General features: G+C 40.7%; 8 protein-coding genes. 3 read left to right on the top strand and 5 right to left on the bottom strand.

The window, feature by feature from the left end:
* The 3 genes from C9J48_RS09105 to C9J48_RS09095 form a co-directional block, all read right to left on the bottom strand.
* Entirely contained in the window at positions 1-561 is a 561-nt protein-coding gene (locus tag C9J48_RS09105; RefSeq protein WP_006228505.1) for a TRAP transporter small permease, read from the bottom strand.
* A 57-nt stretch (positions 562-618) separates the two neighbouring features.
* Positions 619-1,605, bottom strand: a complete 987-nt coding sequence (locus C9J48_RS09100; protein WP_006228506.1) for a TRAP transporter substrate-binding protein — start codon at positions 1,603-1,605, stop codon at positions 619-621.
* A gap of 396 nt (positions 1,606-2,001) precedes the next feature.
* Complete coding sequence (locus tag C9J48_RS09095; protein WP_006228507.1) at positions 2,002-2,610, bottom strand: LysE family translocator; 609 nt, start codon at positions 2,608-2,610, stop codon at positions 2,002-2,004.
* A 95-nt stretch (positions 2,611-2,705) separates the two neighbouring features.
* Between C9J48_RS09095 and C9J48_RS09090 the strand changes: the two genes are divergently transcribed.
* Positions 2,706-3,611 carry a LysR substrate-binding domain-containing protein gene (locus tag C9J48_RS09090; protein ID WP_006228508.1) on the top strand — a complete coding sequence of 302 codons (906 nt, stop codon included), beginning with the start codon at positions 2,706-2,708 and terminating at the stop codon, positions 3,609-3,611.
* An 89-nt stretch (positions 3,612-3,700) separates the two neighbouring features.
* Here the strand turns inward: C9J48_RS09090 and C9J48_RS09085 are convergent, their stop codons facing one another.
* Positions 3,701-5,683, bottom strand: a complete 1,983-nt coding sequence (locus C9J48_RS09085) for a bifunctional metallophosphatase/5'-nucleotidase (protein WP_006228509.1) — start codon at positions 5,681-5,683, stop codon at positions 3,701-3,703.
* A 333-nt stretch (positions 5,684-6,016) separates the two neighbouring features.
* Here C9J48_RS09085 and C9J48_RS09080 point away from each other — a divergent pair, with 333 nt between their 5' ends.
* On the top strand, positions 6,017-6,673 hold the full coding sequence (locus C9J48_RS09080) for an outer membrane beta-barrel protein (RefSeq protein WP_242610771.1): 657 nt from the start codon (positions 6,017-6,019) through the stop codon (positions 6,671-6,673).
* Positions 6,674-6,881: 208 nt separating this feature from the next.
* Positions 6,882-9,851, top strand: a complete 2,970-nt coding sequence (locus tag C9J48_RS09075; protein WP_006228513.1) for an alkaline phosphatase family protein — start codon at positions 6,882-6,884, stop codon at positions 9,849-9,851.
* Between the two features lie 119 nt (positions 9,852-9,970).
* On the opposite strand, the gene C9J48_RS09070 is transcribed toward C9J48_RS09075, so the two are convergent.
* Positions 9,971-11,350 carry a short-chain fatty acid transporter gene (locus C9J48_RS09070; RefSeq protein WP_006228514.1) on the bottom strand — a complete coding sequence of 460 codons (1,380 nt, stop codon included), beginning with the start codon at positions 11,348-11,350 and terminating at the stop codon, positions 9,971-9,973.
* Positions 11,351-11,477: the final 127 nt, after the last annotated feature.

Raw genomic sequence — 11,477 nt, 5'->3', positions numbered from 1 at the left:
CTACTGCCCTTCCTTGTTGCTTGGAGGTAATTCCGTTTGATCATTACCTTCAGCGAGGTGCATGCTCTCTTTGGCTTCATCAGCAAAGCCAAAACCAAGCCGCTCACCTTTAATCACTTGAATCGCTAGAACAACAATACGTAATGTCAGCAATAAAAAACCCAACACTAAACAACTCATTGCTTTCCATTTTTCAATGGCAAAATCTTCCATCTCGATGCCAATCAAATGCATCTTACTCAGATAAATCCAACTGCCATAAAGAAACATACCGCAATACGCTAGGCACATTGCCAGTGCAATTAACGTAACGATTTTTTGACTTGATTCAGGCAGCTTTTTTACAAAGGCATCGACACCGATGTGTGCACCTTCTCGAATCCCCCAAGAGGCTCCCATTAATACCATCCACGCCGACATATAAAGGGTTAACTCTTGTGCCCACAACAAACCAGTATTAAAAACAAACCGTAAAACAACTTCGATAAATACCAACAATGTTGTCGCGACTAATAATAATCCAATTGCTGATTCTTCGAACTTATGAAGAAACTTAATCATTCCCTTGCTCCTAATGCAAAGATGCCAAAGCAAGCTCTGGCATCTTTCACAACGGTATTACTGGTTTGAGGCAACGGCTGCTTGAATCAGCTCGGGACCTATCTCTTTCTCAAACTGCTTCCATACCGGCTTCATTGATTCTATCCATTGCTGACGATCGTCATCAGACAATACGATGACTTTGCTTCGCCCTGAATCGATGATCGCCTGCTTATCTGCCATGGCTTTATCGTTAGCGACTTTGTTACCGTAAACAATGGCTTCATTAAGCGCAGTTTTCACATCAGCGCGTACATCATCAGGTAATCCCATCCAGAATTCCGTTGAAGTCACCACTAAGTAATCCAATACCCCATGATCTGACTGAGTAATATAAGGCTGAACTTCGAAGAATTTTTTCGAATAAATGTTAGACCATGTATTCTCTTGCCCATCAATGGCTTTGGTTTGTAGTAGCGTAAATACTTCAGAAAATGGTTTTTTCAAAGGAACTGCATCAAGCGCTTCAAACTGGGCGGCTAATACATCTGAACTCATAATACGGAACTTCTTACCTTTTGCATCTGCAGGTACTTGTAACGGACTACTTGCCGAAATTTGTTTCATGCCATTATGTAAATAACCTAATCCAACATAGCCTTTTTTCTTTAATGAATTCAGTAGTTCTTGCCCTGAATCACTTTGCTGGAAACGATCGACCGCATCCATATCTTTAAACAAGAAAGGCAAATCAAAGATCTGTAGTTTCTTGGTGTATTTATTAAACTTTGATACCGATGGTGCAGCCATTTCAACGTCACCCAAAATCATAGCTTCTAGCACTTTGTTATCACCAAAAAGCTGTGAATTTGGATACACCTTAACTTCGACTTTATCTGGCATACGCTCGGCAATTAATTGCTGAAACTTAATCGCCATTTGTCCTTTGGGTGTATTTTCTGCCACAACGTGCGAGAACTTGATTTCGATAGGTGCAGCATGTGCAAATCCCGCTACGCCAAAAGCAAGTGTTAATGCTGTAAGGGTTGTCTTTAAATGCTTCATTTCACTGTCCTCTTATCCTTAAATAAACCCACTACTTTTTATTGTTATGAAAGTGGGATGTCCTGAACAATGCTTAGACAAACGATAAATGGTATTGTATTCACCTTGTCGAATTGACTAATGCATCATGTGATTAAAATCAAATGTTAATACCACGTTAAATTATGGTCGTAATATTGATAAAATGAACAGGACTAATTGACACAAAAAATAACAATTTTGCAACCAAAGAGGAAAGATGAGAGGTACCGCAGAAAAAAGGGGCACAAATACACCCCTCTTGTAATTAAGCATGTTTTTTCATATAGATAAGCGAACAACCGAAAATTGTGAGCTAACCGCTGTTTTTAAGCCTACAGATCGTGCGGCAGCCCATTACATCATATTTAAATAACCCTAACTTTTTAATACCAATGCCACGCTTAATCCCATTAGTCCTACACCACATAATTGTTGAATTCGTTGTTTCCACTGATTCACATAACCTTCAAATGCAGGTGCAGATAAAGCATAAGCCACAAGACCAAACCATAGACAGTGAAGTAGTGCAAGATACCCACCATACAATACTGCCAACACAGGGCTACTGCCTTCAGCAGTAATAATTTGGCTGAATAAGCTTATGAAGAACAACATCGTTTTAGGGTTAAACAAATTACAGAAAAAGCCTTGTCGCCAATACGCAGCACTAGACAGATCCGTCGTATGTCCTTTCTCTAACACCACAGATTTACGGGCAAACAATGCAGTAATTCCCAAATAGAACAGATACCCCGCGCCTGCATATTTAACCAGTGAAAATAAAACCTCATTCTGTGAGATTAAGTAACCGATTCCCAGCATTGAATAACCGACATGTATACCAATAGCAGTACTAATACCACACGCTGTTAATAAGCCAGCACGACGACCATTAGCTAAACTGTTTTTTACCACTAAAACAAAATCAGCCCCAGGACTTATAACGATTAAGATACCCAATAACAATAAACCTACAATTTCCATTGCTCACTCCTTCAAAACAACATGTAGCTATTGTAGGTAACTTCGTCACTCGCTAAAATCGAATAAAAGTCACTTTAGCTGTGAGTTTAATTCACATGAGACATTTAAAAGCGTTTCAAATTTTTCATATTGCTGCCACTTCAAGAAGCTTTACAGAAGCAGCTACGAAGTTGTGCCTGACTCACGGTGCCATCAGTAAACAAATTAAAGTATTGGAAGACTATGTAGGTAAGCCACTATTCGTTCGTCATGGACGGCATGTAAGCCTTACATCAGATGGTGAAACCTTGGCACACTACACCCAAGATGCTTTTCGAACGCTACAGGCAGGTATAGATAAAGTCATGACGTCGTCACATACAGCCATTGATGTGTCTTGTGAACCAACACTGACCATGCGTTGGCTTATGCCCCGTTTAGTCGACTTTCAAGATCAGCATCCCGACATTGATGTACGTCTATCAACCGCAGGCGGACCTGTGAATCTACAACGAGCGGGTTTTTCACTCGCAATTCGCCGTGACGATTTCGCTCTTGATCAAGATTATGACAAAGTACATTTAGTGGAAGAATGGGTCGGCCCCGTCTGTTCACCGGAATATTGGCAAACAGTTTGCCCTAGCGAACCAAATGAAAATGCTTCCTTGAAAGCTTCACCCCTGCGGCTGCTGCATACACATACTCGGGCAACTGCTTGGAAAACATGGGCAACAGACGCAAAACAAACGGTACTGTTAGATGGGCAACATCGTCATTTTGATCATTTCTACTTCTGCTTACAAGCCGCTATCGACGGATTAGGCATCGCTATAGGGTCATACCCTTTAGTGAAAGATGATTTAGCGCGTGGGGCGCTTATTGCTCCTTTCGGTTTTATTCCTTCCCACCATGATTACGTGGTATACAAAGAGCGCCATACCGATGATTTACAACACACCGCATTCATTCGCTGGCTTCAGCAGCAATTGTCGCAAATGATCCCAACAGATAGCATTAACTGATACGATCAAAAAAGGCCATCATCATTGATGGCCTTAAATAGCGTTACACTGTCTGTATTAAACAAGACTAAAACAACATGTAGAACCGATTATTGTGCGCGATTAAATGTAACCACTTCGTAGCCTAATGGCGTAACGGTTTGACGCTCTGCCGCAATGTAATCAATCATCGCTTGAGCATCTGTATTACACACGGTGTTTGCCGCTTTACAATTAGGCGCAGCACCTTGGTAATTGACTTTGTATTTATCGCCGACCTTCGCGATATTTTTCACATCAAAGCCCGTTAACTTACCATCAACGTAAGCTAAATCAACACGATCCGAGTTATTCTTCTGTGCTTCATACAGTGGTGTCCAACCATCGTTACCCGTTGCGTTGTAATTATTCAGCGCAATGTTGTACACCTTGTTGTTTTCAATTTTCGTCCATACTGGATTTGCTTCTGTACCTGTCATTATTTCAACAGCATCAAGTTTACCCGCTTCTTGCGCTTTCGTTTCAGTAAAGCTGTAACGAATATGACCGCCATAAGGGAACTTACCCGCATGTGAACCTTCAGGTAAGGTCGCGGTTACTGTACTGTCGATTAATGCTTTAATCGCACTACCTTTAACGGGCAGTACCGACATAAAGTTAGAAAATGGCAGCATTTCTAACGACACATTACCTTCACGGTATTCTCCCGCTTCAATGTTTGTTCTAATGCCACCAGCACCAATCAGTGCAAAATCCACCTTCATGCCAGTCACTTTTTGTACTGCTGCTGTATTCGCCCAATAGTACTGACCTTCCGCAATTAAAGGTGCAACATCTGAACCGTGTTTGTCGGTACCACGATCGCCAGGACGACGCTCATGAATCAACTCAACAGGCACTTGCGCGATTGTTTTTCCGTATGCTTTATCAACCGCTGGCTTATATTTAACATTGATTAAATTACGCATGTTTGCATCTTCATCCGTAATTTCGATGTTATCTTCTTGCTCAATAAACTCAACAACACGTTGTGTAGCTGCTGCGTCAAACTTTTCACTCGTTTGACGTGCTGGCTGAGTATAAAATTCATCATTGCTTAATAATGTATTCTTACCATTACAGTTAACGACATCACCTTGCTGATTAAAACCGACTTGTAGACGACCAATCGCTTGCGCATATTGACCCGCCTGAACAACACACGTTTGACCTACACCATTTGGGTTTTTCACCAATTGCGCATAGATACCGTCATTGTTCATGCCTAAGTTGGTAAAATCGCCTAATAATGTATGTGAGTGACCACCAACAATCAGATCGATACCATTCACTTTTGACGCGATATCGACATCAACTGAATTACCAATATGTGTTACAGCAACGATATTATTAATACCTTTAGCTTTTAACATATCAACGGTAGTCTGCGCCGATTCAACCATATCAAAGAACTGCACATCACCCGTATTGGGCGCAAGGTTTGGCATATCATCGAGTGCAATACCGAATACCGCGACTAGATCTTTATCAGTTGGTAAATTATCTAGATCATCAACAACGGTTTTCTGATTACCATCAAATGCGTAAACCATAAATGGACGTAGGTTAGTTTGATCTTTTAGATCGGCATCTTTGCTAGCATCAATGTTTGCCGCTAAAACAGGAAAATTAATACTGCCAATGAATTCATTCAATTTCTTGTTATTCAAATCAAATTCATGGTTACCCAATGCCATTGCATCAATGCCCATTTTACTTAGCAATTCAGCATTCATCGCGCCTTGGTTTAGCTTAAAGTAAGCGCTGCCCTGCCACGCATCACCACCATGTAAGAACAAGAAGCTGTCATTTTTTTGCTTCGCATCTTGCTGGTATTCATCAGCCATCGTAAGTAAGCGCGGGTATCCACCGAACTCGTTATAAACTTTATCGCCGTTCGCTTCAAAACTCGATTTAACAGGATCAAAGTTAGAGTGAGTATCGTTAATATGTGCCACTGTTAAATTAAATACAGCGTCAGGTTGAGAGCTTTGTGAGCAGCCAGCAAGAATCAAGGCAACAGATAATGCTGTTAGTGGCTTGAAAAACGTCATTCACTTTCCTTTTTAATCGGTTTGAGAAGATTTATATACAAAAATGCCCCGCAGCAGCGAGGCGCAGGCACTATAGCCAATATTGTTTTACCGCGCAAACGCTTGCGGTTATTCCTTGTACGGAAAAGAATATTATTTTTTATCTTTAATATACTGAGAACTCACCCAGAAATTTCACATTAAATTGGACAGATTCCTCTTAAATACCAATTTCTGTTGAAAAAGATGCTTTCATCGCAATAAAAATATAAAACAACGTGCAATTATTTATTGAATATTGTTCTATTGATATTTATTATGCCTCTACCTTTTAAATAAATAACAATAATGACAATGAAACGATTACTTTTAGCAGCAATAGCATTCACTAGCCTTACCGCCAATGCCACTCAGTCTTACTCTTTCCTTTCTGGTGGTTATCAATTTACTCGTGTTGCAGAAAATGGCATGGGACAATATTTTGCTGACAAATACAACAATAGTGAAGACAGCAAATATTTACATGGGCTGTACTTTCGCGGCAGCTGGAATTTTTATGATCACTTCTTTGCTGAATACCGCACTGGCGCTACTACCCGCTCTTCGTCAACACTTGTTCAAGACTACCTCGCTATGGGTTACTACATTCCACTAGCTACAGACACTAGCATATATGCATCGATGGGCTATTCAGGCTACAACGCGGAACGAGATATTGATGCTGGCTGTGGTCTTTTAGACAACGATAAAGAGTGCAAAAAACGTACATTCAGTGAGGATGGTAGCGGAATATCTGGTGAGATAGGGCTACGCTTTAAACCACTACGTTGGCTACAAATGGAACCCTCATACCGCTATACCGATTTTGGTAAAAAAGGACAACACGAGTTGCGTCTCACTAACTTAATCGAATTCACGCAACATTCAGCGTTAGAATTGAATGCGGGTTACCGCCATTGGGATAACCTAGATGAAACCAATTACCAAGTCGGTTATCGCTACAGCTTTTAACACACACTGAATAGCTGGTGGTAGCAAATAGTGTATATTCAATATGATTGTTAATATTTGTTACCGCTCTATTTACTGCATGTTTTTTCTACGAATTTATCATTAATGGTATAAAATCAAGCAAACGGAATTTGCCATTGTATAACCGATATCCTCCTTATGAGCGAGTTTTATTGGGTATATTGTCATCATGAATGGAGCACTAAAAATGGTGAAGTTCGATTATCGTCACTGCGTAGAATTAACACACGCCTCAAAAAAACCACGAAAGCCATATCGACTCATGTTTTCTGCTGCTTTAATGAGTAGCTGTATGTTCAACACATCAGCACAAGCTGATATTGGTAGTACGCCGATTGTCGGTGCTTTCTATAATTCCACTCAGATCATCAAAGAAAAAATATATTCGGGTATCAATAAGACAGCAGTCACCACCCGTGATGCTACCTTATTTACGATTGGTGGTGTCACGTTAGACGCATACATACTAACACTTCCACTTGATACCAAAGTAAAAGCTCGAGTTATCAGCCGCTTAACGAACCCTTTGTATTCAATACAACTTGGGCACTTCTTATATATGTTTTACGACCGCTATTCCGGGTTAGAAAACACCGACATTTTCAAAAACTACCTGCAAACGGTATACACAGAACAAGATCTAAAACAGTACGAACACTCATTATTGAGTTACAAGAAATCCGCTCTAAATCCGACAATAACATCCGATAATACGGCTAAAAATACTGGCTTATCATTTAATAATCAGTTCATTGCCTCAATGGTTACCATTTACGATACCCTGTTTAATAACGATGAATGGCTACTAGGTAACAATCTACCAGAGCACTATACGTACCTAACAAAAAGCCCTGAAGATCTAAAGCTGATTAATACAATTCAAGCGTTAATTATTGAGTTGATGACACAATATAGCCAATCGATAGAAGACGGTGAAATTAAAGCGGCAATCATGGCTATTATTGATGATGCCAAGCCTGAAAGCGCCCATAAGCCAAATAATAAAGCTCAAGCAATCACAATAACCTTGGTCGATTTCGTTCGCTTAAATGTTTTAAAAGGCTACCGACAATATTCATTAGAACAACACCGTATCGATGCTTTCAGTCGCTGGATGGAAAATACATTTAATCAAAATCCGCCTGAACTGATTCTATTTCTACAAAGCCAAAATAATAAGCGTTATGGTGTGCAAATAACGGTCGATGGCTTACAGCAAGGCATGATCAATGCGCTGGCAGGAAACAACTCACCGACTCAATCGTATAATCCATTTATTGATCATGCCTACGCTACACACCTCAACGCTATTCAATACCGACCAAAACACGAAAAGACGATTCAGCCTGAACACCAGCAACAGTTAGATTATTTAACATCGTTAGCAACAAATAACCCATCATCAACAAACGATGCACATTACTTACCGTTCTTCAAATCACTCTATCAAAGCTATTCTCGTAGTATTGCTGAATCCGGTATTTCATCGACACCCACGATTAGCGTACGAAACCTCCCAATCATAATGACAGGGGCGAATGTAGCGGGTAATGGCGGAACAGGTATCCCTAACTTTCACTTTGTAGATCGTGAAATAGATCGCGCCTATTACTTCTTCGGTAACGATGCTTTGCAACTCGATCGCCTAATAGAAGATAACCATGTGCAAACCATGTTTGATCGTCTTAATTACCTAAAAACCCTGAACTGCAATGCGCAATACGATTGGAATGCACAGGTCAGCTATGATGGATTAATCAATCTGGCTGTTGGTGAAGCAATACGTGATTTTGGTGAGCAACGCTGTTTACGTGAACTCACTAACCGCGCAGAAGTTGAGAAAGAACTAAAAGCAGCAAGATCGGCCTTGATCAAACAGATCAGTAATTACCAAGACATTAGCCTATGGACACCGCTCACTCGTATTACAAAGAAAAAGCACATCCATGAACAGATTGCACAATTGGCACAACGTGATGAACAGGGTATGCCCGATTACACACTGATCTATAATCCATGGCCGGATCACTTTTCCCACTTCACTGGCCCTTTCAGTGACGAAGTTATTGCGCCTACAGGGGAATTAAATCGCCTCGATTACTGGTTAACACAATTTACTCAAACCTATAAAGATGCGGGTATTTATGATCAAACCTTGTGGGGAATGGCAGGCGATCATGGATTAACGCCCGTTTTCTATGCGTTAAACCCTGAAAAACAAGTATTAGAGCAACTCGAAAAAGACTATAGCATTACCTTAAAAATAGAAAAAATATCATCCGATGAGGGCGAAGGACCAAAGATAACCAATGCACTGAACTACCCAACTAATAAAGGTATCGATGTTGTGGTCGCCTCGACAGCTGGGGGAAATTTCATGATGGACTTCTTTAACTCGACGCAAGGCTGGTCATATCAACCTCATTACAACGAATTAACCCAATGGCGACCACTCGATAGCACAGTTAAAGGGAAATCCATCGATATGATCAGCGAGATCAGTAACCGCTTAAGTGAAACTCTCGACTACCTGGTTGTGCGTGAAAGTAACTGTAACCTCACCCGTTGTACTATTCGTCTTGTCGCTCACCGCAATGGTAAACGTATTGACGAAAGTATTCAGCGTGAGGGAGAACGGGCTTTTTATTCCTCACTCGCAACGAGTAACATACCGCAATTGCTCGACATTGAATCGACCAATCCTTATAGCCAAGCATTAACCCCACAAAAACATTACGAAAAACAAAAACTCATTAAAATGTGCATCACAGACGCACAAGAAAATGATACTGATACTTGGTGTAATCAAAAGCAATGGCGACAGCTAACCAGCATGACACCACGACCTGATTCGGTTAATCAGCTCGCCCATCTTTATGATGAAGATCGTGCAGGTACCGTTAATCTATTCCCCAAAGAAGGTATTGGTTATAACACCATAGTGCCTGGTCGACACGCTGGTGAACACTACCTTGAAAAAGATGCATTTATTGGTTTCTGGGGCACGCCCGTTGGTAACGGCGAACAACTAAAATCGGTGGCTAATGGCTCACTCGCTCCCACAATTTATCAATACATCACACGGGAAAACGTCGTTGTTGGTGAAAACGGTTGGGGATTCCCATCAGTACTGCCAGAGCTGGCAATAAAACCGTAAAGCGGCGGTATTAAATAAAGAGTGAACAAATGTAAAAACAGCCCGACATACGGGCTGTTTAATCGGTTAATCTGATCTTAGAAGTTCTTAAAATATAGAACTTAACAGCCTAAACAACGCTACAGAAGTAAAAGACCTAATGAAATAATCAGCCCTGATGCAAGTAACGCTACAATACAAAAGCCCATAATATCTTTCGCATTTAACCCAGCAATACTCAATGCAGGCAATGCCCAAAATGGTTGTATCATATTCGTCCAGGCATCTCCCCAAGCTATAGCCATTGCTGTTTTAGCAGCAGGTACACCTAACTCTAAACCTGCAGGCATCATAATGGGTGCTTGAACGGCCCACTGACCACCTCCCGATGGTACAAAAAAGTTAACTAAGCCAGCACTAAGAAATGTGAAGAGTGGGAAAGTATATTCATTCGAAATAGATACAAACATATCAGATATCGCACCCGCCAAAGAAATACCCTCAGGTCCTTTCGCGACCATCATTCCCATGATCCCTGCATAAAAAGGAAATTGAAGTAATATGCCGGTTGTATTCTTTGTTCCATCAGCTACCGCTTTAATCAATTTAGCGGGTGTACCATGCAGCAAAATAGCGGTGAACAGAAAGATAAAATTTACGATATTAAGATTTAAGGCAAAGCCATTTTTTATAAAATAGCTGGCAATATAAACACCACCTAACAGAGCTAGTAATCGGTTAATCCAAGGACTATGTTCTAGTTTTTCAGCTGGCGTCGATGGTATGAAATCATCATCAACAGTGTCTTTTTCCAGCAGCTTCGCTGGAATTGTGAATACATCTTCTGCTGATGGATGCATTGCTTTATTCAACAATGGAATAGTAATTAACATCGCAAATAAGATAATGAGGTTCATACTCGAAAATATTGTCTCACTTGTTCCTATTGCTTCCATTACAGCGCCTGCAGTCACCGCATCTAAGTTGCTGCCACTGGCTAGTGCTAGTGGCACAGAACCCGATAAACCAGCATGCCAAAACAAAAAACCTGTATAGGCCGATGCAATCAACAACCGATAGTCGACACCTTTTACTCTTATTGCCAATTCTTTCGCGAAGATAGCACCAACAACTAAGCCAAATCCCCAATTTATCCAACATGCTATCGCTGAGACAACACTGACAATAAGAATGGCGTGAGCGGGGGTTTTAGCCACCGTAGCAAGGCGAGCTAAACCGCGTTTAAAAACAGGTGCCGATGCCATTGCATGACCTGTTACTACCACTAATGCCATTTGCATAGCAAAGGTTAATAACGCCCAAAAACCACCAGCAAAAGCATCAACCATTTGAATTGGACTTTGCTGTGTAACGGGGATCGCAACAATAAATACAGCAAAAGTAAGTAATGCTGCAAATATAAAAGGATCAGGTAAATAGCGTTGCACAATTGCCGTACACAGTGACGAAAATCGTTGTAAGAATGAATGATTTTGATAGGTAGCCGTATTAGTTGACATAACTTGCTCCGGACTATTTTTATAAAAATCGAGGGAATATTACTGTCAATCCCTGACATTAAAAATTAAAGGTTGAAGGTTGAAGGTTGAAGAAGGTTGAGAGTTTACCTGATTAAAATTCAATCTA

The sequence above is a fragment of the Photobacterium profundum genome, from assembly GCF_003026285.1.
Taxonomy (GTDB): Bacteria; Pseudomonadota; Gammaproteobacteria; order Enterobacterales; family Vibrionaceae; genus Photobacterium; species Photobacterium profundum.
Note: the sequence above shows the minus strand (reverse complement) of the source record. Positions and strands in the feature narration are given on the sequence as shown.